The 22,560-nt window shown below is 72.7% G+C and carries 20 protein-coding genes; 8 read left to right on the plus strand and 12 right to left on the minus strand.

Features of this window, described 5'->3' with window-relative positions:
* Nucleotides 1–70: 70 nt before the first annotated feature.
* Nucleotides 71–1,330 (minus strand): MFS transporter, encoded by a 1,260-nt coding sequence (locus tag JOD51_RS14960; RefSeq protein WP_204609849.1) that lies wholly within the window; start codon nt 1,328–1,330, stop codon nt 71–73.
* Nucleotides 1,331–1,411: 81 nt separating this feature from the next.
* Between JOD51_RS14960 and JOD51_RS14965 the strand changes: the two genes are divergently transcribed.
* Nucleotides 1,412–2,287: a LysR family transcriptional regulator gene (locus tag JOD51_RS14965; protein WP_204609850.1), complete on the plus strand. Its 876-nt coding sequence runs from the start codon at nt 1,412–1,414 to the stop codon at nt 2,285–2,287.
* A gap of 73 nt (nt 2,288–2,360) precedes the next feature.
* Here JOD51_RS14965 and JOD51_RS14970 read toward each other — a convergent pair whose 3' ends face one another.
* The 5 genes from JOD51_RS14970 to JOD51_RS14990 all read right to left on the minus strand — a co-directional run bounded on the left by JOD51_RS14970 (nt 2,361) and on the right by JOD51_RS14990 (nt 8,894).
* Nucleotides 2,361–3,746 (minus strand): DHA2 family efflux MFS transporter permease subunit, encoded by a 1,386-nt coding sequence (locus tag JOD51_RS14970; RefSeq protein ID WP_259559583.1) that lies wholly within the window; start codon nt 3,744–3,746, stop codon nt 2,361–2,363.
* Between the two features lie 85 nt (nt 3,747–3,831).
* A complete protein-coding gene (locus tag JOD51_RS14975; protein WP_204609854.1) occupies nt 3,832–4,095 on the minus strand; it encodes a hypothetical protein in 264 nt (87 codons plus the stop codon).
* Nucleotides 4,092–4,733 carry a DUF308 domain-containing protein gene (locus tag JOD51_RS14980; protein WP_259559579.1) on the minus strand — a complete coding sequence of 214 codons (642 nt, stop codon included), beginning with the start codon at nt 4,731–4,733 and terminating at the stop codon, nt 4,092–4,094. The genes JOD51_RS14975 and JOD51_RS14980 overlap by 4 nt, the downstream gene beginning before the upstream one ends.
* 115 nt (nt 4,734–4,848) lie before the next feature.
* Nucleotides 4,849–7,095: a lectin-like domain-containing protein gene (locus JOD51_RS14985; RefSeq protein ID WP_204609872.1), complete on the minus strand. Its 2,247-nt coding sequence runs from the start codon at nt 7,093–7,095 to the stop codon at nt 4,849–4,851.
* A gap of 158 nt (nt 7,096–7,253) precedes the next feature.
* Nucleotides 7,254–8,894, minus strand: a complete 1,641-nt coding sequence (locus JOD51_RS14990; protein ID WP_259559574.1) for a glycoside hydrolase family 13 protein — start codon at nt 8,892–8,894, stop codon at nt 7,254–7,256.
* Between the two features lie 128 nt (nt 8,895–9,022).
* Between JOD51_RS14990 and JOD51_RS14995 the strand changes: the two genes are divergently transcribed.
* The 5 genes from JOD51_RS14995 to JOD51_RS15015 all read left to right on the plus strand — a co-directional run bounded on the left by JOD51_RS14995 (nt 9,023) and on the right by JOD51_RS15015 (nt 12,950).
* The gene (locus JOD51_RS14995) at nt 9,023–9,580 is read left to right on the plus strand and encodes an NADPH-dependent FMN reductase (protein ID WP_204609883.1); all 558 of its coding nucleotides are present in this window, start codon (nt 9,023–9,025) and stop codon (nt 9,578–9,580) included.
* Nucleotides 9,581–9,766: 186 nt separating this feature from the next.
* Nucleotides 9,767–10,282 (plus strand): MarR family winged helix-turn-helix transcriptional regulator, encoded by a 516-nt coding sequence (locus JOD51_RS15000; RefSeq protein WP_204609891.1) that lies wholly within the window; start codon nt 9,767–9,769, stop codon nt 10,280–10,282.
* 138 nt (nt 10,283–10,420) lie between these two features.
* Entirely contained in the window at nt 10,421–10,927 is a 507-nt protein-coding gene (locus JOD51_RS15005) for a Dps family protein (RefSeq protein WP_204609893.1), read from the plus strand.
* Between the two features lie 14 nt (nt 10,928–10,941).
* A complete protein-coding gene (locus JOD51_RS15010; RefSeq protein ID WP_204609894.1) occupies nt 10,942–11,742 on the plus strand; it encodes an SDR family NAD(P)-dependent oxidoreductase in 801 nt (266 codons plus the stop codon).
* 11 nt (nt 11,743–11,753) lie between these two features.
* Nucleotides 11,754–12,950, plus strand: a complete 1,197-nt coding sequence (locus tag JOD51_RS15015; protein ID WP_204609895.1) for an NAD(P)/FAD-dependent oxidoreductase — start codon at nt 11,754–11,756, stop codon at nt 12,948–12,950.
* A gap of 123 nt (nt 12,951–13,073) precedes the next feature.
* On the opposite strand, the gene JOD51_RS15020 is transcribed toward JOD51_RS15015, so the two are convergent.
* The 5 genes from JOD51_RS15020 to JOD51_RS15040 all read right to left on the minus strand — a co-directional run bounded on the left by JOD51_RS15020 (nt 13,074) and on the right by JOD51_RS15040 (nt 20,153).
* A complete protein-coding gene (locus JOD51_RS15020) occupies nt 13,074–14,180 on the minus strand; it encodes an alpha/beta fold hydrolase (protein WP_204609896.1) in 1,107 nt (368 codons plus the stop codon).
* 100 nt (nt 14,181–14,280) lie between these two features.
* Nucleotides 14,281–15,156, minus strand: a complete 876-nt coding sequence (locus JOD51_RS15025; RefSeq protein WP_204609897.1) for an SMP-30/gluconolactonase/LRE family protein — start codon at nt 15,154–15,156, stop codon at nt 14,281–14,283.
* 4 nt (nt 15,157–15,160) lie between these two features.
* Nucleotides 15,161–17,509, minus strand: coding sequence for a maltose alpha-D-glucosyltransferase (gene treS, locus JOD51_RS15030; RefSeq protein ID WP_204611289.1), 2,349 nt, complete (start codon nt 17,507–17,509; stop codon nt 15,161–15,163).
* 54 nt (nt 17,510–17,563) lie between these two features.
* Nucleotides 17,564–19,129, minus strand: a complete 1,566-nt coding sequence (locus JOD51_RS15035) for a protein kinase domain-containing protein (RefSeq protein WP_204609898.1) — start codon at nt 19,127–19,129, stop codon at nt 17,564–17,566.
* Nucleotides 19,130–19,295: 166 nt separating this feature from the next.
* The gene (locus JOD51_RS15040; protein WP_204609899.1) at nt 19,296–20,153 is read right to left on the minus strand and encodes a DUF1206 domain-containing protein; all 858 of its coding nucleotides are present in this window, start codon (nt 20,151–20,153) and stop codon (nt 19,296–19,298) included.
* Nucleotides 20,154–20,293: 140 nt separating this feature from the next.
* Here JOD51_RS15040 and JOD51_RS15045 point away from each other — a divergent pair, with 140 nt between their 5' ends.
* A complete protein-coding gene (locus tag JOD51_RS15045; protein WP_204609901.1) occupies nt 20,294–20,776 on the plus strand; it encodes a hypothetical protein in 483 nt (160 codons plus the stop codon).
* A 50-nt stretch (nt 20,777–20,826) separates the two neighbouring features.
* On the plus strand, nt 20,827–21,264 hold the full coding sequence (locus JOD51_RS15050) for a hypothetical protein (RefSeq protein ID WP_204609903.1): 438 nt from the start codon (nt 20,827–20,829) through the stop codon (nt 21,262–21,264).
* A gap of 79 nt (nt 21,265–21,343) precedes the next feature.
* Here the strand turns inward: JOD51_RS15050 and JOD51_RS15055 are convergent, their stop codons facing one another.
* Nucleotides 21,344–22,510 (minus strand): RtcB family protein, encoded by a 1,167-nt coding sequence (locus JOD51_RS15055; RefSeq protein WP_204609905.1) that lies wholly within the window; start codon nt 22,508–22,510, stop codon nt 21,344–21,346.
* Between the last annotated feature and the right edge of the window lie 50 nt (nt 22,511–22,560).

The raw sequence follows: 22,560 nt of genomic DNA on the forward strand, positions 1-22,560 counted from the left end.
AGGCGGCGTCTCACACAGACGGGCCCGTCTCACGCAGACGGGCCCGTCTCGGCCGGGAGGCGCGTGCCGGTCAGGCGCGCGCGGCCAGACGCGCTCCGGCGAAGACCGCGAGCGCGGCGACGAGCACCACGTACCCGATGAGGACCGGCAGCGTGGGCAGCACGAGCAGCGCCGCACCGACCGCGACGACCGGGACGGTGAGCCCGGCGTAGGCGATGAGGAAGGTGGCGGCGAGGACTCCGCCGCGTTCCTCGGGGCCGACGAGGGCACCGGCACTACCGATCGAGGCACGGAAGAGGAGCCCGACGCCGGCACCGGCGACGACGCCACCGCCGACGAAGCCGCCGACCCGGAGGACCACCGCCGACACCGCGAGGACGGCCAGGCCGCCGACGAGCAGGACGACGCCCAGGCGGATCTGGGTGCGCGGCGGCAGCTTCGCGAACACCACCTGGGACAGGGCGCTCGCGGCGAAGACACCGAAGGTCGTCGCACCGGCCGCCAGCCGGTCGGTCACGTGGAAGGTGGTGCCGAGGAACGTTGGCGCGACCGAGGTGAAGAGCCCCTGCACGGCGAGGGCGGCGAAGGCACCGGTCCCGGCGGCCCAGAACGCGGCGCTCTGTCCCTCGGGGGCGCGCAGCCGCTGCGGGTGGTACGGCACGGGCTCGGTCGGACGGTCGACGGTCTCGGGGACGGCGAGGACGACGACGAACGCGATCGCGAGGGCGACGACGAAGACCACGTACGGCACCATCAGCGGCCGCCCGACGAACTCGGCCAGGGCGCCACCGATGAGGGCGCCGAGGGACAGCCCGCCGAGGTTGACGACGCCCGCGGCGACGCTCGCACCCTTGGCGGAGGCCTCGTCACCGGTCGCCCGGACCCTGAGCTCCCCGAGGTGGGCGGTCGCGGTGGCGGTGAGGGTGCCGACGCCGAGACCGGTGACGAGTCGGGCGACGATGAGACCGCTGACGTCGTTCCAGACGAGGAACAGGACGGCGGCGACGAGCTCGAGGGCGATCGAGACGAGGATGAGCGGCCGACGACCGTGCACGTCACTGAGGTGTCCGGCGAGCCACAGGGACCCGACGACACCGAGGCCGTAGGCGGCGAAGACGACGGTCGTCGTGAAGGTCGGGAAGCCGTCGCGCGCCTGGTAGATGACGTAGAGCGGCGCGGGGACGGTCGCGAAGGCCATCACCGAGGTGAACGCGAAGGCGACGGCCCAGAAGCCGAAGCCGTGACGCCGGCGGGTGTGCGCGCGACGGCCGCGAGGGGCCGGTGCGGTGGCCGTGGAGCCGGTCGCCGGGGAGTCGATGACGGATGACATGCTCCGATGCTCCCGCGCCGTACCCATCGGGTCAAACGGATCATCTTGATGTGCGCCATCGATCCGGTCGATGATGGGTGCATGGAGACCCGGCTGCTCGAACAGTTCGTCACCGTCGCCGCCGAGGGCAGCGTCACCCGCGCGGCCGAGCGGCTCTGGGCAGCGCAGTCGACGGTGTCGGCGGGCATCGCGAGCCTGGAGCGGACGCTCGGGGTGCGGCTCTTCGAGCGTGGCGGGCGTCGGCTCGTCCTGACCGCCACCGGTGAGGACCTGCTCCCCCATGCGCGTGCCGTCCTCGAGTCACTCGACCGGATGCGCGACCTGGCTGCGGTGTCCGACGCCGAGCTCCGCGGACGGGTGCGGCTGGGCATCTTCACGAGCATGGACATCGTCGACCTGACCGGGGTCCTCCGCGGGTTCCGGCAGCGCCACCCCCTGGTCGCCGTCGAGCTGATGACCTCGCCGAGCGGCACCACCGGGCTCGTGCAGGACCTGGTCGCGGGTCGGCTCGACCTCGCGTACACGGGGCTTCCGACGATCCCGTCCGGGGTGGTCGTCGAGCCCCTCCGCGAGATGCCGTTCCGGGTGTTCGTCGCCGCCGACCACCCGCTCGCCGGACGTGCCTCGGTGTCGCTCGCCGAACTCGCCGACGAGTCGTTCGTCGACACCGCGCACGGGTTCGGCAACCGGATGATCCTGGACGGTGTGCTGGACCGGCTCGGCATCCGACGGCGGGTGGTCGCGGAGATGAACGACATGCCGGCCGTGGTGCGGTTCGCGTCGGCGGGCATCGGGGTCGGTGTCGTGCCGGACTCCGGCGTCCGGCACGACGGGGCCGTGCTGGAGCTCGAGGACGCTGTCGAACCGCTCCGGATCGGACTGGCGATGCGGAGTGCCCCGGAGCCGAACCGGGCGACGCAGGCGCTGGCCCGGGCGATCGTGGCCGCCCGGCGCTGAGGGCGTCTCCCTGCCGGCGCCACCAATGGGCACGCGACGCTGCCGGCACAACCCTGCGGGCGCGGCCGACCGGTCAGCCGCGGAGCAGCGGGGCGATGCTCTCGACGGACCGTCGGGCGGCGGCCGTGGTGGACAGGAAGCCGACCAGGACGATCGCCGCACCGATGCCGACGACGATCCACCACATCGGGTGCGTGGCGACCGCGAACCCCGAGCCGACCGTCGCGACCGCACTGGCGCCGGTGACGGTGCCGGCGAGAGCGACACCGAGCGACACCCCGGTCTGCCGACTGGTGGAGGCGACGGCGGCAGCGGAACCGGACTGCGCTCGGGGCATGCCCGAGACGGCGGTGTTCGTGATCGGCGCGTTCACCATGCCGAACCCGAAGCCGAACAACACGAACGCGGCCACGAGGACCCACATCGGCGTCGATGCCTGCACCGTGGTCAGGACCGCACCGGCCCCCGCGATCCCGATGCCCGCGAGGACGAGCGGCACGCGTGTCCCCACGGTGCCGATGAGTCGGCCGGAGATCGGCGACACGAGCATGGTCACCAGCGCGGACGGCAGGGTCCAGAGACCGGCCTGGAACGGGGTCATGCCCCGGACCTCCTGCAGGTAGAGCGCGCTGAGGAAGAGGAAGGCACCGTTCGCGCCGAACGCCACGAGTGCGGTGCCGACGGCGGAGGAGAACGGGATGCTCCGGAAGAACCGGAGGTCGATGAGGGGTTCGGCGGTGCGCCCCTCGACGACCACGAGGGCCACGAGCGCCGCGGCCGCCAGGACGAACAGTCCGAGGGCGCCCGGCGACACCCAGCCCAGACGCGGCCCCTCGATGAGCCCGCCGACCAGGCTCGCGAGCAGGACGATGACGATGCCCTGGCCGAGCGGGTCGAGCTTCCGGGGCTTCGGCGAGCGGGACTCCGGGACGAACAGGAACGTCAGGACGACCGCGGCGATGCCGATCGGGACGTTGATGAGGAAGATCGCCCGCCAGCCGACGGTGTCCGTCAACGCGCCGCCGACCAACGGCCCGACACCCAGCGAGACGCCGACGACGGCACCCCAGACGCCGACCGCGCGGGCCCGCTCCCGGGCGTCGTCGAACGTCGCCGTGATGATGCTCATCGCGACCGGGTTCATCATCGACCCGCCGACGGCCTGGACCATGCGGAAGACGACGAGCCAGCCGACGCTCGGCGCGAGCGAACACAGCAGGGAGCCGGCCGTGAACAGCGCGAGGCCGACCTGGAACGTGGTGCGTCGTCCGATGCGGTCCGCGGTGGACCCGGACAGCAGCAGCAGGCTGGCCAGGACGAGCGTGTAGGCGTCGATCGTCCACTGCAGCCCGGAGATCGTGCTGTGCAGTTCGCGGCCGATCGACGGCAGCGCCACGTTCACCACGGTCGCGTCCATCGAGACGATGAACAGGCTCATGCAGCAGACGGCGAGGATCACGTACCGGTGGCGGTACCGAGCCGGGAGGCTCGGGTCACCCTGCTCGGGTCGGTGCGGCCCCGACGTGGCTCGTCGGGTCGCGGGCTCAGTGGAAGCCGTCGTCGTCTCCTCGTCCGGGGGTGTCGTGTCCGCCGAGCATGTCGTTGTCGTCCTGGTCGGAGGTCGCGGTCAGCTGGAGCATGGCCATCACCACGACCACCACCACGAAGCTGACGCCGAGGAAGACCAGCGAGAGCGTGAGTTCACGTGTCGACATCAGCACGACGAGCCCGACGACGACCGCGATCACCGCGGAGATCCCGAGGAGCTCGGCCGGACGCAGACGGTCGCGGCGGGTGGGGGTGCTCATGCGTGTGGTGCTCCGTCCGGGGTGGCCGCCGGGGCAGCCGTTCCCCACTTGTGCGAGAGGCCGGCGATCAGGTGGAAGACCGCCGCGATGGCGAGGTAGGCGCCGAGGAGCCCGACCAGGACGATCGACGCGTCGAGGGTGCCGGTCACCTTCTCCACCCCGCCGAGCTGCTGCGAGTAGTCCGGCGGCGTCAAGAGGAACGCGATCGCGAGCAGCAGGGTGAGGCCGCCGATCGTCGTCCAGTCTCGGGCGAACGGCGAGCGCCGGCGGGCCCGCACACCCTGTGACAGTTCGAGTGCGCCGGTCAGGAGGGCGAACGCCACGACGAGGGTGATGAAGGCCGGGAGCCCGAGTCCGGTGCACGCGAGTGCGGCGACACCGGCGACGATCGAGAGCACTGCCTGCACCAGGCCGGAGCGCCGCGAGCGGTCGTCACCGGGGAGCCGGGATGCACTGCCCCAGGCGAGGGCCGCGCCGTCGACGAGGGCGAAGACCCCGAACAGCACCAGGCCGAAGCCGGCGGAGTGGTTCGGGGAGAACGTGATCACCATCGCGATCACGGCGGCCGGGACGGCCCGGAGGACCGGGACCGGCCAGTACCGTGCTCGCTGCGCGGCGTCGTCCACGGAGTGGGACACGGGACCTCTCTCGGGCTGTCGGTTCGTACGGTCGATCCTACCGCCGCCGATGTGGACACCCGTCCGGCAGCGGGACCGCCAGCGGGGTGGGCTGTCCGCCCACCCCGCCCGGCGACTACCCCGGTCCGGGTCGCTCGCCCAGCTCGGCGAACAGACTCGACACGGTGCACCGCCCCGACGTGGCGAGCCGGCCCGATGTGGCGAGCTGGCCCGATCCGTCGCACCGGCCCGACCCGTCGCACTGCCCGGATCCGTCGCACTGCTCGGACTCGGCGTACCGGTCCGTTCCGTCACCGTGCTGCACCCCGGCGGGGTCCGCTCCGGTCGCGGTCCGACGGCGGCGCATCCACACGGTCGCCCCGGTGCCGATCAGCACGAGCGCGGCGAGCCCGGTGAGTGCGAGGCCCTGCACGCCGGTGTAGGCCAGCGCTCCCGACCGCGGTGGTGCGGCGTTCCTCGGGCCGGTGTCCGCCGGGGGCGGGTCGCTCGGTCCGCCGGGGCCGGGGACCGCGCCCGGCACCGTACCGGCACCCGGAGTCGGCGTCGCGTCCGGCGCGTCCGTGCCCCCCGTGTCCCCGGGCTCGCCAGGCCCACCCGGGTCGCCGGGGTCGCCGGGGTCGCCCGGGTCACCGGTGTCCCCGGGTTCGCCCGGGTCTCCAGGGTCACCAGGGTCACCAGGGTCACCAGGGTCGACCACCTGGATCGGCACCTCCGGCGACTCCTCACCGCCGTCGGGGTCCGTGGGCGAGGTCGCCGTCGCCACGTTCACCACGTCCGAGCCGTCACCCGAGTACGTCGGGTCGAGCCGTGCCCGGAACCGGAAGGCGTGCTCCTGCCCGGGCTCCAGGTCCCCGCCGCCGCTGCAGGTGACCCGCTGCGCCGCGGCCGTGCACGTGCCGTCCGCACCGTCCGGAGCACCGGGGCCCACGAACTCGAGCTGCGCCGGCAGGTCGTCGACCGCACCGACGTCCCGCGCGGTCGACGGGCCGGCGTTCCGTGCCGTGATCGTGTACTCGACCTCGTCGCCGGGCGCGACCTGGTCGGGGGTCACGCTCTTGCCGGTCCTCACCTGCGCGATCGCGGTCACGGGTGCCGCAGCCCGGGAGGTGTTGTCCGCCGGGTTCGTGTCCGACAACCCGGGTGCGGCGTCGATCCGCGCCGTGCTGTCGATCTGGCCGGAGGCTCCCAGATCGAGCAGTCCTTCGATCGTGAACGTCGCCGCCGCACCGCGCTCGAGCCCGACCGCGGTGGCGACGTCGCCGGTACCGGAGGCCTCGCGACAGGTCGACGGACCCGGCACGCTGCACGTCCACCGCACGTCCCGCAGCTGGTCGGGGACGTCGACCGTGACCGCGCTCGGGTCGGACGCGTTGACGCCGACGTTCGACGCGGTGACGGTGTAGCGGACGCGGTCCCCGGCGACGACCGGCGGCAGGTCGTGCTCGATGCGGAGGTCCGCGGGTGCCGCCACCCGCAGCGCGTCGATCTCGTGCGCGCTGCGCAACGACCCGGTGCCCGCGGTGAAGCCCAGGCGCAGGGTCTTCGGCAGCGGTGCCTGGCCCGGGCCCTGCAGCTGCACGTGGTCGAGCACGGTCCGGAGCGCCCCGCCCGCAGAGGACAGCTGGACGGTGAGGGTCAGACCGTCGTCCCCGGGTTGCAGGACGACGTGGACCTTCCGTGTCGTCGGTGAGCCGGTCGCCACGCCACCGCCGACGACGGCGTGCTGCACGAAGCGGTACCCGGTCAGCCCGTTGCCGGACCCGCGGACGGTCACGGTGTCCGGGGTGCGCCCGGGGCCGCTGTCGTTGAACGGCAGCGAGAAGTTGCCGTACTGGTCGAGCGCCACCGCCGCGAACGCGCCCGGGAGACCGGGCAGCGTGCAGGTGGACGACCCCTGGTTGCGATCGGAGCGACACGAGTACCCGAGCGCCGACCCGTAGGCGCCGACCCCGGGTGCGACGGAACCGTCCGACAGTGACAGGAGCAGGCCGTCCGCCCCGTTGTCGTCCGGCGTGTACATCGCGTAGTCGAACTCGATGTCGAGCCCGCGGTCGGACGGGAACGCGTCGTCCATCGCCCACGCGCCGGCCGCGTTGTTGACGGCGTCCGTCAGCCGGAGCCGACCGCCGACGATGTGCGCGTCACCGCTCAGGGTGCCGCCGTCGGCGGTGGCGAACCCGGTCGAGAACGGGAAGCCGAGGTCGTCCGCGGCGGCGGGCCCGTCGGCGCCGAGCGGGGTCGCCGTGGCCAGGACGACGGCGACCGCGGCACCGGCGGCCCACCGCCGGAGCCCGCGCCGGCCAGGAGGGGCGGGGCGGGTCGAGACGGGCGGTGGACCGGTGCGCTTGCTGTCATGTGTCATGCCACGATGGTGGCGACCGGGCCACGCACGTGGAGGCCGACGACGCCGACCTGTGGAGCGATGCCCCGAGCCTCCAGACTGTGCAGGACGACCAAGGGCAGAACGGCCAGACGCAGGACGGCCCGGGGCAGGACGCCCCGGGCCGCCGTGCCGAGCGGCTACGCCACCCAGACCGTCGTGTACCCCGGCAGCTCCCCGTCCGGCAACGGTGCCGACGTCACGACGACCGCCCCCTCGGGCATCGGGACCGACCCGGCACCGAAGTTCGTGTACGACCGCCATCCGTCGTGCCGCGCGAACGCGACCACCTCGGGCGACGCCGTCTGGATCCACTCGAGCTCCTCGCCCTGCTGCAGGCGCCGACGGGCGGACAGTGCCTCGCGGTAGAACGACAGCGTGGAACCGGGCACGCGGTCCTCGGCCTCGACGCTCGACGCGCCGAAGTCCGACGGCTGCGGCAGGTGCGGCGCGGCGTCACCGAAGCCGAACGACGGCCCGGACTCGGTCCACGGGATCGGCACGCGGCAGCCGTCCCGGCCCTTGACCGTGTGCCCGGTGCGGAGCCACTTCGGGTCCTGCAGCTGGTCGTGCGGGATCGCGGGGGCCTCGTGCAGCCCGAGTTCCTCACCCTGGTAGACGTACGACGAGCCCGGCAGCGCGAGGACGAGCAGGGTCGCCGCCCGCGCGCGTCGGAGGCCGCCCTCGCGGTCGAGCGGCGGGGTCTGTCCGTCGGTCATCAGCCACTCGTCGGTGTCGGTGCCGTCCGGCAGGCCGTACCGGGTGGCGTGCCGGACGACGTCGTGGTTCGACAGCACCCAGGTGCTCGATCCGCCGGAGGCCTGTGCGCCGTCGAGGTTCTGCGCGATGAGGGTGCGGAACGCGGTGGCGTCGAACGGCGCCTCGAGCAGGTCGAAGTTGAACGCCTGCCCGAGCTCGGTGGGCCGTGCGTAGAGGACCCGGCGGGGTGCCGGCGCCCAGGCCTCGGCGATCGCGGCGCGGGGCGGCGAGTAGCTGTCGAGCACCTTCCGCCAGGCGGCGAAGATCTCGTGCACCTCGTCGCGGTCGTACAGCGGGTCCGAGCCGTCGAGCGGCAGGTCCTGCTCGTTCGAGGGGCGGTACGGCTCCGACAGGTCCTTCGCGAGCCCGTGCGCGACGTCCACGCGGAACCCGTCGACACCGCGGTCCGACCAGAAGCGCAGGGTGTGCTCGAAGTCCTGGTGGACCTCCGGGTTCGTCCAGTCCAGGTCGGGCTGCTCCGGCGCGAACAGGTGCAGGTACCACTGGCCGTCCGGCACCCGGGTCCAGGCGCTGCCACCGAAGTTCGACACCCAGTCGCTGGGCGGCTGCGCTCCGTCGGGCCCGGAACCCTCGCGGAAGACGTACCGGGCGCGCTCCGGCGAACCGGGGGCCGCGGCGAGCGCGGCGCGGAACCACTCGTGCTGGTCCGACGTGTGGTTCGGCACCAGGTCGACGACGACGCGCAGGTCGTGCTCGTGTGCGGCGTGGATGAGCTCGTCGATCCGGTCGAGCGATCCGAGCTTGGGGTCGACGTCCCGGTAGTCGGCGACGTCGTACCCGCCGTCGGCGAGGGGCGAGGGGTAGAACGGCGACAGCCAGATCGCGTCGACACCGAGCTCGGACAGGTACGGCACCCGGCTGGTGACACCGGCGATGTCGCCGATGCCGTCCGCGTCGGAGTCCGCGAAGCTGCGCGGGTAGACCTGGTAGACGACGGCCTGCCGCCACCAGTTCGGGTCGGGGGTGCGGGGCGTGTCGCTCGGCGTGTGTCTGGGGGTCACCTGGCCGACACTACCGACGCCTGCTCCGCATGCCGGGAGGCCCGTGACACGCCCGCCTCGTCGGCGGGGGAATCCGACGCCCGAGCGATTGGTTGTCGCTGAAACCATCACTGTCAGGAAGGAACGCCATGACCCAGATCATCGCCCTCGTGGGCAGTCTCCGCGCCGGATCCATCAACCGCCAGCTCACCGAAGCCGCCGCCCAGCACGCACCGGAGGGCATCGAGCTCTCGGTCTTCGACGGCATCGTGGACCTGCCCTTCTACAACGAGGACATCGACGGCGACACCCCGCCGGAGGCCGCGGTCGCGTTCCGCCAGGCCCTCGCCGACGCCGACGGCGTCCTGCTCGTCACCCCCGAGTACAACGGCACGATGCCGGCCGTGCTGAAGAACGCGCTCGACTGGGCCTCCCGTCCGTTCGGTGCGTCGCCGCTCTCCGGCAAGCCGCTCGCCGTCATCGGTTCGGCGTTCGGCCAGTACGGCGGCGTCTGGGCACACGACGACGCCCGCAAGGCCGCCGGCATCGCGGGTGCGAAGGTCCTGGAGGACGTCAAGGTCGCGATCCCGCAGTCCGTGGTCCGCTTCGCCGAGAAGCACCCGCGCGAGGACGAAGAGGTCGTCGGCCTCGTCCGCGGCGCCCTGACCGCGCTCGCCGACGCCGCTGCCGAGCCAGTCGCCGCGTAGCGACGCCCGTCGCCGCGTAGCGACACCCGCCGTCGCGTCGGGCCCGAACCGACACGACCCGGCCGATGACGGACGGGAGGCGCGCCACCAGCGGGTGGGGCGCCTCCCGTCCGTCGTCCCCACGGGACTGCGCGGAGTGACCAGACCGCTCGACAGCCCCGGTACCGGACGGATTACCATCGTCGGATGACGACGCAGGACCTCGCGGAGCCGTCCGGCTCCTGGTACCCGGACGACGACGCCACCCGGCGTGGTGTCGCCGTGTTGCACGCCCTGCGTCGCTACCGCGCCTCCGAGACGGCGATGCGTCGCCGCACCCGCGACTCGATGGGGATGGGCGAGACCGACCTGCTGGCCGTCCGCCACCTGCTGCAGGCGCAGCGCGCCGGGCGATCGGTCAGCCCGAAGGACCTGGCGGCGTACCTCCGGATCTCGTCGGCCTCGACGACGATCCTGGTCGACCGCCTGGCGAAGAGCGGCCACGTCCGTCGTGAGCCGCACCCGACCGACCGCCGCGGGCTGGTCATCGTGCCGACCGTGGAGACCGACGCCGAGGTCCGGGCCACGCTCGGCACCATGCACCGCCGCATGATGCAGATCGCCGAGGGCCTGTCGGCGCCCGACGCCCGGGTCGTCGCCGTGTTCCTCGAGCAGATGCGCGTCGCCGTCGACCAGGTCGACCCGCCCGTCGTCGCCGGCTGACGGACCGACCTCCGCGCCCGGGGGACGCTTCCTCGACACCCACTGGGAACGCCGCACCGCCGAGCGCGTAGACCGGAAGGGTCAGGCCAGTAAGAGGTCCGGCCCGTCACGGGCCAGTCCCGCGAAGAAGGAGTCGTCATGCACGCATCGGACAAGCTCGCCGCCAACATGCAGAAGGTCCTCGTCGACCTGATCGACCTGCACCTGCAGGGCAAGCAGGCCCACTGGAACATCCTCGGCACCAACTTCCGCGACCTCCACCTGCAGCTCGACGAGATCGTCGACGCCGCCCGAGAGTTCGCCGACGACACCGCGGAGCGCATGCGTGCGCTCTACGCCGTGCCGGACGGCCGCTCGGCGACGGTCGCCGCGACCAGCCACCTCGACGCGTTCCCCGAGGGCGAGGTCGCCACGCACGACGCCATCGACCTGGTGACCCTCCGCCTGTACCAGGCCACCGGCACCATGCGCGACGTGCACGACGAGGTCGACGACGAGGACCCGACGACCGCGGACCTGCTCCACGGCTTCATCGAGCGTCTCGAGCAGCTCGCCTGGATGGTGTCCGCCGAGAACCGCACGCCCCGCACGCCGCTCGCCGCCGCGACCAGCCCGGCGACCGCCGAAGCGTCCGCCCACTCCTGAGCCGCGGGTCGCACGTGGACCTCGGGATCCAGGGCAAGACCGCGCTCGTCTTCGGTGGTGACTCCGGCATCGGCTGGAACACGGCGCGCATCCTCCTCGCCGAGGGTGCCACCGTGGTCGTCACCGACCTCGACCAGAGCCGTCTCGACACCAGCGCCGACCAGCTCGAGGCGCCGATCGGCAAGCTGCACGCCTTCGCGGCCGACGTCCGCAGCGCCGAGAGCCTCGCCGCCCTGCACGAGAAGGTGCGGGAGGCCGTCGGTGAGATCGACATCCTGGTGCAGTCCTCGGGCGTCACGGGCGCCCAGGGCATGTTCCACGAGATCGACGAGGCCGGCTGGCAGGAGACGCTCGACGTCGACCTGATGGGCCCGGTCCGCATCACCCGCGAGTTCATCGCGGACCTGCGGAACGGCGGCTGGGGTCGGATCGTCTACCTGGTGTCCGAGGACGCCTCGCAGCCGTACGACGACGAACTGCCCTACTGCGCCGCGAAGGCCGGGGTGCTCTCGTTCGCGAAGGGCCTGTCGCGCTCGTACGCGAAGGAGGGGCTGCTGGTGAACACGGTCTCCCCCGCGTTCATCCACACCCCGATGACCGACGCGATGATGGACAAGCGGTCGAAGCAGCTCGGCACCTCGTTCGACGAGGCGATCACGAGCTTCCTCGACGAGCAGCGCCCCTACATGGAACTCAAGCGACGCGGTGAGCCGGAAGAGGTCGCGAACGTCGTCGCGTTCCTCTGCTCGGAACTCGCCAGCTTCGTGAACGGCTCGAACTACCGGGTCGACTCCGGCTCGGTCGCCACCATCTGACGGAGGAAACCATGACCGACCACCGATACCTCATCGTCGGCGGCGGGATGGTCGCCGACTCCGCTGCCCGCGGCATCCGCGAGCTCGACCCCGACGGTTCGATCGGGGTCATCAGCGAGGACGTCGACCGCCCGTACGCCCGTCCGGCCCTGTCCAAGAAGCTCTGGACCGACCCGGACTTCAGCTGGGACGACAAGGTCGACCTGCACACCGAGGAGACCGGGGCGACGTTCGTCCTCGGCACCCGGGTCGTCTCGATCGACCGCCAGGCCAAGACCGTCACGACCGACGACGGCGCCGTCGTCGGCTACGAGCGACTGCTCCTGGCCACCGGCGGCCACCCGCGTGACCTGCCCGGGCTCGCGCCGTCCGACCGGGTGCTCAGCTACCGCAGCGCGGCCGACTACCGCACGCTCCGTCGGCACGCCGACGCGAACGCGCACGTGGTCGTCGTCGGCGGCAGCTACATCGGCACCGAGGTCGCGGCTGGCCTCGTCCAGAACGGTGCCCGCGTGACGCTGGTCACGCCCGACGACGTCCTCGGCGGGCACATGTTCCCCGCCGGTCTCGCCGCCGCGTTCCAGCAGCGCTTCGTCGATGCCGGGGTGCAGGTCCGGACCGGTCGCCGCGTGGAGTCCGGCGAGGAGACCGCGGACGGCGTCACGCTGACGCTCGACGACGGCTCGACGATCACGGCGGACGCCGCCGTGGCCGGCCTGGGCATCGAGCCGGCCACCCAGCTCGCCGAGGACGCCGGCCTGGCGGTCGACGACGGCATCACGGTGTCGTCGACGCTCGTCACCGACGACCCCGCCGTCTTCGCCGCCGGTGACGTCGCGTCCTACCCGGACCGGCTGCTCGGCACGCGCCGCGTCGAGCACGTCGACAACGCCCAGCAGCAGGGACGCCAGGCCGGCCGCAACCTGGCCGGCGCCGGCGAGACCTACGACCACACGCCGATGTTCTACTCGAACGTCTTCGACCTGGGGTACGAGGCCGTCGGCGTCGTCTCCTCGTCGCTCCGCACCGTCGAGGACTGGGCCGAACCGAACGTCACCGGCGTCGTCTACCACCTGGACGACGACGACCTGGTCGCCGGCGTGCTGCTCTGGAACGTGTCCGGCAAGACCGACGAGGCCCGCAAGGTCCTCGCCGAGGCGCACGCGCTGACGCCCGACGCGCTGCCCGGTCTGATCACCGCGGACTGAGCGGCGTCGGCCGTCGGCCCGGCGGTCGGGACTGCCTGGAGGGCCGTGACCGGTTCTGCGGAACCGGTCACGGGCCTCCCGTCCGTCCGGACCAGGGCGCGCCGAGCCCCGGCAGGATGCGAGTCAGAACGGGCGTCGATCGCCGTCGCGCTCCGGCGCGACCGTCTCGACGACCTCGTCGCGCTCGCGCGGGTCGACCGGGATGCCGTCGTGGTCCGCCATCGCCACGGCGTGGGCGGACTTCGCGGCCTCGAGCTGCTCGTCGTCGCCCGTCGCCATGCCGAACAGCTCCATGAACCGCGACTTCACGACGAGCCAACGGTCCGTCGCACCGAGCCGGTCCAGGTCCGTCGCGGTGGAGTCGTCGCGGACCCGCTGCAGCGACGAGACGCCCCGGTCCGGCAGGCGGCCGTCGACGTGGGCGACGGCGAGCTGCGCGACCGCGTCCGCCTGCGCGTGCATGACCGAGTGCGCGCCGCCCACGACCTCGCGGAGGACGCCGTACGGCAGCGCACGGGCGAGCTGCCGGACCCAGGCGCGCGGGACGAGTGCGTCGTGCTCCCCGCGGACGACCAGGGTGTGCGCCCGGACGTCGGCGACGCGGTCCTCGATCGGGTAGGCGATCATCTTCGGCAGGACCTTGCGGAACCAGTGCCACCCGCAGAGTGCGTAGGCGGTGATCGCGTGCCAGCGGACGGCGGCGGGTTCGTGCACGGCCGACCGGAGGAAGCGGAGTGCCGCGGTCGGGATCGACCGAGCCGACGGGTCGAGGACCGGGCTGATGAGCACCACGTCGGAGAGGTCCGGGCGGCGGGCGGCGACCTCGACGACGACCTGGGTCCCCATCGAGTGCCCGATCAGCACCGGGTCCTGCAGTCGCAGGTCGTCGATGACCTTCTCGACCGCGTCGGCGTACCGCTCGATGGACACGCCACCGCGGAACCGCGGGACGCCGGCGAAACCGGGCAGGTCGAGGGCGTGCACCGGGCCGTTCTCGTTGAGGTGCGGGGCCAGCCGCTCGTAGTACGTCGACGCGATGCCGAGCCCCGCGACCAGCACGAACGCACGCTCGCCCGGTTCCCCGATCGAGCTGACGCGCACGTAGGTGTGGTCGACGGCGATGCGGTCGACCTGCACCTGGACGTCGGCGTCCTCGGCCCGGGCGAGCTCGGCGGCCGGGTCGGGTGCGCCGGCCGGGACGCGCTGCCCCTGGTGGTGCTCGTCGTTCATGGGCGCTCCTCGCAGTCGCTGGCGGTGGCTGGCGGTCGCCCAGGCTACCGCGGACGTCCGAGCGTCCGGGGGCGGCGCGCGTCGGGAGGCGGCAGGGTCCTCAGCCGGCGAAGGGGAACGCCGGGCGGCCGTGCACCCGGGTCGGCACCGCGAACACCGAGCCGGAGTGCGGGGAGCGCCGGAGCTGGTCCTCGGTCAGACCCTCGCGAGCCGTGCCGACGAGCAGCAGGGACATGTCCGTGCCGCCGAACGCCACCGAGGTCACGTTCGGCGCCGGGATCTCCACCGTCTCGAGGTGCGTGCCGTCCGGTCCGTACCGCTCGACCTTGCTCTCGCCGTAGATCGCGCCCCAGAAGCAGCCCTCGTCGTCGCGCACCAGGCCGTCGTGCGCGGCACCCTCGATGAACGGCTCGAGGTCCCCGAGCACCCCGTCCGGACCGTACCCGGCCCGGTAGATCGTGTTCGTGTCGGTGTCCGTCACGTACATCTCGGAGCCGTCGTCGTTCCACTCCATGCCGTTGGTGGTGCCGAACCCGCTCCGCAGGACCGCCACCGAGCCGTCGCCCGAGAACGCGTAGAGCGCACCGGCCGGCGGACCGTCCGTCGGGTCCATGCTGCCGACCAGGAACCGGCCGAACGGGTCGCACTTGCCCTCGTTGAAGCGCATCTCGTCGTTGGCGTGCACGACGCTCGCCAGTTCGCGTTCGACGTGTCCGCCGGCGTCCGTCAGCACCACGGTGTCGTCCTGGGCGGCGACGAAGCCCCCGCCGACGCGCGGCTGGAACGACGGCAGCGGCGGGTCGAGCTGCGTGGTCTGCAGCACCTGGCCGTCGTCGTCCGCGGTGGTGAGCGTGCCGTTCGGGATGTCGACCCAGCGGCCGACCCCCTGCGCCGGGTCCCAGACGATGCTCTCGGCGAGGGTCGCCCGCACGTCGCTGAACACCCGGGCCGAGCCGGCGGTGGCGCGCTCGCTCACCGGCTCACGCCTCCGGTTCGACGTCCCGGCGGAGCACCAGGAACCGCGAGCCGTACGCGTCGATGCGCAGCGGGAAGCTGCACAGGTCGTCGACGGTGCCGAGCTCGCTGTGGTCCGTGGCGTCCACGACCGTGGCGCCGTGCGGCAGGGACTCGGACCGGATCGTGCCGTCGAGCGGGGTGTCGGTCATGTTGAGCACGGTGATCTGCACGACCGGCTCGCCCGTCTCGTCGGTCGACTCGAGTTCGTGCACCATCACGAGCATCCCGCGGTGCGCGACCTCGGGGACGTCGACCTGGCGGGCCGAGGCGATGCCGTACTCGGTGCGGACGCGCAGGAGTTCGCCCAGGCGGGACGCGAACGAGTCGGGCGACGCGAGCTGTTCCGGCAGCGGGCCGTAGAGCGAACGGGCCCGGGGCATGCCGGAGGCCGAGCGCTCGGTCTCCGGGGCGACGCCGAGCAGGTCGTGCGCGCCGCGCTCGATCCACCGGGTGTCCCCCTCGGCGATGAGGTCCGTGACGAGCTCGCGCGGCACGGTCAGCGACCCGAGCAGGTCCCAGCCGGACATCGCGAAGACGCCGGGCTGCCAGGCGTTGAACGCGGCGAGCAGCAGGTGGGCGTCGCGGATCTGCGGCACGTGCTCGTCGGCGATGTCGTCGAGGGTGGTGTGTCCCTGCGTCGCCGCGATCAGCGACGCCGTCGTGCAGGCGATGCCGTTCGTGGTGAAGACCAGGTTGTAGTCCGCCGCGTCACCGGTCAGCGCCGCCGTGAGGTCGGCGCGGATCCGTTCGGCGAGCGCCCCACCGCGGGTCTCCTCGCCGTGGAACGTGTACAGGTCGTCCTGGTGCAGCGTCGCCCAGTGCACGAGCTCGTAGGTGAGCTCGTCGTGGTTCTGCATGCCGTGCACCAGGCTGACCGGCTCGACCCCGAGCTCGAGCGAGGTGCGGAGCGTCAGGCGGAGGAACTCGGTGTCCCCGGTGGCCAGGGCGTGGTGGTACGCGGGACGGTTGATGAAGTCGTACGACAGGTCGGCACCGACGGCACCGGTGTCGCGGATGTCCTCGATCGTCAGGTTGAGCTCCTGGAACGTGAAGCCGCCGACCTTCCGGACCATGCCCGCGATGACGTGGTTCGCCGCGTGCGAGAGCGGGTGGCCCTCGGACCAGCCGGGGGCGCCCTCGGCACTCTTCTCGACGCCGAGGAAGCCGTTCGCGTCGAGCCGGAGTGCGCTCGTGCCGAGGTCGCCGAGCGAGTGCAGGGCGTCGCCGATCACCAGGCGCATGCCGGCGAAGGTCGGGTCGAGCCAGTTGACCGAGGGCTGCCCCTCCTTGAAGTAGTGCAGGTACACCCAGCGCCGGGTGGTGCCGTCGACGCCGACGACGGGCGCGGTGACGCTCCAGTTGGTCTCCTTGACGCCGGGCTGGTGGAAGATCACGCGCTGCAGCTCACCGATGATGTAGCCCCGGTCGGCGAGCGCGGACTCGGTCGCCGCGTCGAGGTTCACGGAGTCGCGGTGCTCGGGCACGGTGGGGAGCAGGTACCACTCCTCCGGCGGGATCTCGACCATGTGGTAGATCCCGGGGTAGTCCTTGAACGCCATCTCGGCCAGGCGGAAGTCGGCGCCCTTGCCGGTGTGGCCCGGCACGATGTCGTCGATGATGCTGCCGCCGTGCTCCTCGGCGACGTCGGTCATCCGCTGGAACGTCTCCTCGTCGCCGAACGTCGGGTCGATCTGGGTCCCGATCCGGTCGAAGTGGCCGTCGACGCTCGGGGTCTCCTGCCAGCCGCGGATGCCGCCGGCCCGCTTGACCGGTCCGGTGTGCACGCCGTTGATGCCGATGCGCTCGAACGCGGACCACAGCTGCGGGTCGGCGAGCGCCGTCAGGAAGGACTCCCCGTCGCGGGTGATGAGCGAGATCGGGTACGCGGTGAACCACACGTCCGAGGTCGACACCGCACGGCGGGCGTCCGGTCGGGCGTAGGGGTTGCGCCACATGGCCGGCGTGCCGGAGAGCTGGCGGCTGAGGACGTCCGCGTCCTTGAGCATCGACTGGCGGACGAGCCACTCGATGTACGCCGGGTTCTCGCCGTTCGCGGCGCGCGGGTCCGAGAACCGACGCTGCAGGCTGCCGCCGCGCAGGTTCGCGCGGGGCCGCAGTCGACGCGGGCGGGCCGGGTAGAGCTGCTCGTCGTAGGTGATGTCCGGTGCGACCGGGGTCGCCTCGTCCGCGTCCACGGCGGCGTCGCCCTGCTCGCCACCGCTCGGGTCCGGGACACCGCCGACGGGCAGCCGTTCGCCGGTCAGGTAGTCGTCAGCGGTCCGCTCGTCGGTCCGGGGTGCGTCGTCGTCCATGTCCACGCCCCACACGCTAGTCACGCGTCCCCGGGGAGGGTGCCGGGTGCGGGCTCAGACGGCGTGTTCGGGTCCGGCGGCGGCGCGGCTGTCGGTCAGCGGTGCCGCGCTCTCCGGTGCCGCGGTCACCGGTGCCGCGTGGGCGCCCTGCCCGGTCCGCACGACGGGCACCGAGTCGCTGGTGGTGCGGAGCGACTCCTGCCGCAGTTCGAGCTGGGTCACGGCGAGCGCGGCGAGGTCGCGGAGGTTGGCCATGTCGGCCTCGTCGGCGGTGCGGGGTCGGGAGTCGAGCACGGCGAGCGTGCCGACGGTGGCGCCGTCGTGCCGGACCAGGGGGACGCTGACGTAGAACCGGATGCCGAGCGGCCCGGTGACGAGCGGGCTGTTCCGCATGTCGGGGTGCGTGGACCCGTCCGGGATCACGACCGGTACCGGGACGGGGGCGAACCCGTTGCGGAAGGTGATGCTCCGGGCGGACTTGTCGACGCCGTCGGCGACGTACGACTGCGACCACTCGCGGTCCTCGTCGAGCACCTCGATGAGGGCGATCGGGGCGTCGAACAGGCGCGCGGCCATCTTCGTGGTCCGCTGCAGCGCCTCCTCGGGCAGGACGTCCAGGGTCGCGGGTCGCGACGCGCTCGGGTCCGGACGGGAGGCTCCCCCACCGGTGGCGGGACCGGCTGCGGCCGACGACGTGGTCGCCCCGACGGTGTCGGACCCGGCCCCGTGCGCGACGCCGGCCGACGTCGTGTCGGCGGGTGGGGCCTCCCCCGCGGAGTCGGTGATGACGACGTGCCGGAGCAGCGCGACCAGCTCGGCGCCCACCGGACGGGCGTGCGGGTCCTGCGCGGTCATCGCGGCGAGCGCGTGCTTCCAGTGCTCCGGCAGCGGCTCGGGCACGACGGGGTCGCGGGACAGCCGGGCGAGCGCCGACTCGACCAGCGACCCGGGGAACTCGCGTCGCCGGGTGAAGCACTGCAGCAGCACCAGGCCGAGCGCGTAGACGTCGCTCGCCGGGCCGACCTCGGCGCCGCGCGCCTGCTCGGGGCTGAGGTAGGCGGCCGTGCCGGTCGTGACGCCGTCCGCCGTGAGCCGCTCGACGCCGGCGGCCAGGGCGATCCCGAAGTCGGTGAGCCGTGCGCGGGCGCGGTCGGAGCCGTTGCCGTAGTCGACGAGCAGGATGTTCGACGGCTTGATGTCCCGGTGCACGACGCCCTGGGCGTGGATGTAGTCGAGCGCCTCGGCCATGTCGTAGCCGATCTCGGCGATGTGCCGCGAGGCGAGGGGGCCGAGTGTCAGCCGCTCCTCGAGGTCCTGGCCGTGCACGAGTGCCATCACGATGAAGCGCTGCAGTGCCCCGTGCCGGTCCTCGACGACCCCGGCGTCCAGCAGACTGACGAGGTTGTGGTGGTCGAGCGCCGCCAGGACGCCCTGCTCGGCCTCCTGGCGGGCGATGTCGACGATGCCGGGGTGGAAGAGCTTCACGGCGACCGGTCGGTCCAGGGACTCGTCCCACGCGTGGTGCACGACGGACATGCCGCCCTGGCCGATGACCCGCTCGAGCCGGTACCGGCCGGCCAGGAGTCCGGGCTGCTCCCGGGCTTCGTCCGTCGCGGGCATGCTTCCTCGTCTTCGGTGGGGGCGTCGCGCGTGGCGTGACGACTCATCGGGCGTGTCGCCGACGCGACGATGCATCTTCGCATCGCCGGGGTGACGCAGGCCGCCACCATCCCTTCTGCGCGATCAGGCGCTCGTCGGGATCCTTCGCGCACGCCGCGCGCCGGGGTCAGATCCGCGCGTACCGGGCCCGCACGAAGCTGTACAGCCCGAAGGCCGCGAACCCGAGTCCGACCACGACGAGCACGACCGGCCCGCCCGGCATCGACCGGAGGGCGTCGAAGGCCCCGTCGAGCCCGGTCGCCTGCTCCGGGTCGCTGCGGAACCCGGCGACGGCGATGAGCACGCCGACGATGACGACCGCGATGCCCTTCGCGACGTAGCCGAGCGTCGCGAGCACGGCCACGGTGCGCCGGACGGACTCCGGCTGCGGGCGGAGGTGCTTCTTCCACGAGCCGCGCACGCCGATGACGACGAGTCCGACCCCGATGGCGATCGCGACGGCGGCGACGAGCAGCAGGAGCACGACACCGCCGGGCGTGGCCAGTGCGGTCGCGGCGGCGCTGCGACTCGACCCGGTCGAGCTCTTCCCGGCGCCGAGGGCGTAGCTGGCGGACGAGTACGCGATGGCGCCGTACACGACGGCCTTGCCGGCGTTCTTCGCGCGGGCGAGCCAGGCGCGGGCGTCGTCGGTCCGGCCGCCGACGACGGCCTCGACGACCAGGCGGAGGGTCAGCGCGGCGGTGCCGATCGCGACCGCCCAGAGCAGCACCACTCCACCGGGGACGGAGGCGATCTGTGCGAGCGCGCCGGACTGGTCGGTGTCGCCGGACTGCGATCCCTGGGCACCGCTGCCGGCCGCGGCCGTGCCGATGCCGAGCAGGACCGCGAGGTAGCCGATGAGCAGGTGCACGACCCCCGTCCCGACGAAGCCCGCGCGGGCCGTGGTCTCGAACCAGCGGCTGTCGGCGACACGGCGCGCCTGTCGTCCGGTCTCTCGGGCTGCGTCCTGGGCGGTGTCGGTCACCCCTGCGAGCTTGCCCGGTCGCGACGCTCCTGTCCGAGCACCTGCTTGCATATCACATTCGACATGTGTTCAGTCGGGTCGCCCATCCTTGCGGGACCGCCGTCAGACCGGACGGACTCGACCCTCTCCCCAGGAGCATCATGCAGAAGCGCACCACCCTCGCGGCCGCAGCCGGCCTCGCTCTGGCCCTCGGCGCCCCGCTCGTCGCCTCGGTCCCGGCGAACGCCGCGGCCACGACCACCCCCTCGTCCGTCTCGGCCTCGCCGACGATCCCCTTCTACGGCCCGGGCGTCCGCTCGGTCGACGGCGAGCGGCCCGACGAGACGACCTTCGACGACGGTTCGCCCGCGGACTTCTTCGGCTTCGACGGCCACGCGGCGACGCGGACCGCGGAGCTCTACAACACCAGCTGGGCCGAGCAGACCGCCCACGTCGAGCAGCGTCTCGACGGCGAAGGCGCCTGGAACGAGGTCGCCTCGTTCCACATGGAAGGGCAGCTCGACAAGGCGCAGTTCACGTTCACCGTGCCGGAGGACGCCGGCTACGCGGAGTACCGCCTGTCGTCCACGAACGACCAGGGCGACCGGACGGCCTACCGCGTCTTCTACGTCGTCGAGTACTGAGCCGCCCGCCCTCCACCCACACCGTTCCGTCACCACAGGAAGCACCTCCCATGACCAAGAAGTCCACCTCCCTCGTCGCGGCCGCCGGCCTCGTGCTCGCGCTCGGCGCCCCGCTCGTCGGGTCGATCCCCGCGAACGCCGCCCCGGCCGCGCCGACCTCGAGCGCGTCGTCCACCGCGAGCACGTCCGGTGACCTGGGCCCCGGCGGCCACGTCTTCACCGGCAACACGCTGACGATCACGTCGAGCATCCACCGCGACGGCGTCTACGTCGTCTCGGGGCACACGACCCTCCCGAACAAGGACATCGAGATCGCGGCCGGCTCCGGCTGGAAGGCCGCCGGCAAGACCGACGCGCGCGGTGACTTCACCGCCACCCTCGTCGGGCCAGAGAACGACGGCTACGCCATCCGGTTCGGCAAGCGCGTCACGCCGACGCTCTTCGGGGTCGCCTACCAGACCAGCTGGTACGCCGTCCCGGTGTCCTGACGCGGTCGCGACGGGGCCGACGGACGGGAGGCCCGTGGCGGACTCCGCCACGGGCCTCCCGTCCGTCTGCCCACGCGGGTCAGTCCCCCTTGACGTTCACGATCTGCCGCAGCGTGTGCCGCACCGTGACGAGGTCGGCCGCGTCCGCCATCACCTGGTCGATCGGCTTGTAGGCCGCCGGGATCTCGTCCAGGAACGCGTCGGTGTCCCGGTACTCGATGCCGGCCATCGCCTCGCGAAGCTGCTCGTGCGTGAACGTCCGTCGTGCCGCCGACCGGGAGTACGAGCGCCCCGCACCGTGCGGCGACGACTCGAGCGACGGCTTGTTCCCCCGCCCCTCGACGACGTACGACGCCGTGCCCATCGACCCCGGGATCAGCCCGGGCTGCCCGGTCGCCGCCTGGATCGCACCCTTCCGGGACACCCAGACCGACCTGCCCCAGTGCGTCTCACGCTGCGTGAAGTTGTGGTGGCAGTTGATGCGCTCGAGTTCCTGCACCTCGGTGTCGACGACGCCCGCGAGCTGCTGGACGACGCGGTCCATCATCTCCTCGCGGTTGAGCAGGGCGAAGTGCTGCGCCCACCCGAGTTCCGCGATGTACCGGTCGAACTCGGGTGTGCCCTCGACCAGGTAGGCGAGGTCGGGATCCGGCAGCTCGATCCACCACCGCTCCATCGCCTGCTTCGCCACCGCGATGTGCCGCTGCGCGATCCGGTTGCCGATGCCGCGGGACCCGGAGTGCAGGAACAGCCAGACCCGGTCCGCCTCGTCGAGCGAGACCTCGATGAAGTGGTTGCCGGACCCGAGCGTGCCGAGCTGGTTCCGCCAGCCGGCGAGCACCTCCGCCGGGTCGAAGCCGGCGTCGACGGCCAGCGCCTCGAGTTCCGCGATCCGCGGTGCCGCGGTGGCGACGACGGTCTGGTTCGCGGCGCCGGCGGACAGCGGGATCGCCCCTTCGATCGCCTCGCGGAGCGGCCGCAGGTCCGCGGGCAGGTCGGAGCGCGAGAACTGCGTGCGGACGGCGATCATCCCGCAGCCGATGTCGACGCCGACGGCCGCGGGCATGACCGCGCCGAGAGTGGGGATGACGGACCCGACGGTCGCGCCGAGCCCGAGGTGTGCGTCGGGCATCAGCGCGAGGTGCGGGAACACGAAGGGCATCCTGGACGTGGTGCGGGCCTGCTGCTCGGTCTGTTCCTCGAGCATCGACGCCCAGGAGAGGAGTCGGTTGGTGATCTTCTGCATGGTGGGTCCCTGTCGGACGACGTCGTGACGACGGTCCGCCCGTCCGGGCA

This window comes from Curtobacterium herbarum, assembly GCF_016907335.1.
Lineage (GTDB): Bacteria > Actinomycetota > Actinomycetes > Actinomycetales > Microbacteriaceae > Curtobacterium > Curtobacterium herbarum.

Excerpts from the sequence above, each read along its gene's own strand:
- JOD51_RS14975 (WP_204609854.1), bottom strand. The coding sequence starts at position 4,095 with ATGAGCACCCCCACCCGCCGCGACCGTCTGCGTCCGGCCGAGCTCCTC.
- JOD51_RS14995 (WP_204609883.1), top strand. The coding sequence starts at position 9,023 with ATGACCCAGATCATCGCCCTCGTGGGCAGTCTCCGCGCCGGATCCATC.
- JOD51_RS15005 (WP_204609893.1), top strand. The coding sequence starts at position 10,421 with ATGCACGCATCGGACAAGCTCGCCGCCAACATGCAGAAGGTCCTCGTC.
- JOD51_RS15020 (WP_204609896.1), bottom strand. The coding sequence starts at position 14,180 with ATGAACGACGAGCACCACCAGGGGCAGCGCGTCCCGGCCGGCGCACCC.
- JOD51_RS15035 (WP_204609898.1), bottom strand. The coding sequence starts at position 19,129 with ATGCCCGCGACGGACGAAGCCCGGGAGCAGCCCGGACTCCTGGCCGGC.
- JOD51_RS14965 (WP_204609850.1), top strand. The coding sequence starts at position 1,412 with ATGGAGACCCGGCTGCTCGAACAGTTCGTCACCGTCGCCGCCGAGGGC.
- JOD51_RS14985 (WP_204609872.1), bottom strand. The coding sequence starts at position 7,095 with ATGACACATGACAGCAAGCGCACCGGTCCACCGCCCGTCTCGACCCGC.
- JOD51_RS15050 (WP_204609903.1), top strand. The coding sequence starts at position 20,827 with ATGACCAAGAAGTCCACCTCCCTCGTCGCGGCCGCCGGCCTCGTGCTC.
- JOD51_RS15045 (WP_204609901.1), top strand. The coding sequence starts at position 20,294 with ATGCAGAAGCGCACCACCCTCGCGGCCGCAGCCGGCCTCGCTCTGGCC.
- JOD51_RS14960 (WP_204609849.1), bottom strand. The coding sequence starts at position 1,330 with ATGTCATCCGTCATCGACTCCCCGGCGACCGGCTCCACGGCCACCGCA.
- JOD51_RS15015 (WP_204609895.1), top strand. The coding sequence starts at position 11,754 with ATGACCGACCACCGATACCTCATCGTCGGCGGCGGGATGGTCGCCGAC.
- JOD51_RS15000 (WP_204609891.1), top strand. The coding sequence starts at position 9,767 with ATGACGACGCAGGACCTCGCGGAGCCGTCCGGCTCCTGGTACCCGGAC.
- JOD51_RS15055 (WP_204609905.1), bottom strand. The coding sequence starts at position 22,510 with ATGCAGAAGATCACCAACCGACTCCTCTCCTGGGCGTCGATGCTCGAG.
- treS (WP_204611289.1), bottom strand. The coding sequence starts at position 17,509 with ATGGACGACGACGCACCCCGGACCGACGAGCGGACCGCTGACGACTAC.